Source organism: Streptomyces blattellae (assembly GCF_009709555.1).
Taxonomy (GTDB): domain Bacteria; phylum Actinomycetota; class Actinomycetes; order Streptomycetales; family Streptomycetaceae; genus Streptomyces; species Streptomyces blattellae.
Map to the genome: position 1 here is coordinate 1 of NZ_WJBG01000015.1, position 651 is coordinate 651.

Annotated in this window: 2 protein-coding genes; both read right to left on the reverse strand. The window is 68.7% G+C overall.

Annotated features, from left to right (window positions below; genetic code table 11):
- On the reverse strand, positions 1-249 hold a 249-nt coding region (locus GFH49_RS00755; protein WP_268867456.1), incomplete at its 3' end, for an alpha-amylase family glycosyl hydrolase.
- A partial coding sequence (locus tag GFH49_RS00760; protein WP_155053772.1) for an alpha-glucosidase C-terminal domain-containing protein occupies positions 246-651 on the reverse strand: 406 nt, incomplete at its 5' end. The genes GFH49_RS00755 and GFH49_RS00760, both read right to left, overlap by 4 nt.

Genomic DNA, 651 nt, shown 5'->3' on the forward strand with positions numbered 1-651 from the left:
GACGTCGTACCCGCCGTCCCTGAGCGGTGACTTGAAGAACGGCGGCAGCCACAGGCAGTCCACGCCCAGCCACTGCAGATAGTCCAGCTTGGCGGTCAGGCCGCGGAGGTCCCCCACGCCGTCGCCGTTGCTGTCGTGGAAGGAGCGGACGAGGACTTCGTAGAAGACGGCTCGCTTGAACCACTCCGGGTCCCGGTCCTTGGCGGGCGTGTCCTCGAAGGTGTCCGGGACGGGCTGGTTGACGGTCATGACGCGGCCGACCCTCCGTTCTGCGGTGAGACGGGCGCTCGCTGCACGTGGAGCACGTGTGCGGGAGCCCGGCCGGGCTCCAGACGGACGTAGTTGGTCCTGCCCCAGTGATAGGTCTCGCCGGTGAGTTCGTCGCGCACCGGCACCGACTCGTGCCGGTCCAGGCCGAGTCGCGGCATGTCCAACGAGACCGTGGCCTCCTGGGCGTGGTGCGGGTCGAGGTTGGCGACCACGATGACCGTGTCGTCGCCCGTGCGTTTGCTGTACGCGATGAGGGCGTCGTTGTCGGTCTCGTGGAAGGCGAGGTTCCTGAGCCTTCGCAGTGCGGGGTGGCGTCGCCGGATGGTGTTGAGCCGGGTGATCAGCGGGGTGATGGTGGCCCCCGCGCGTTCGGCTGCTTCC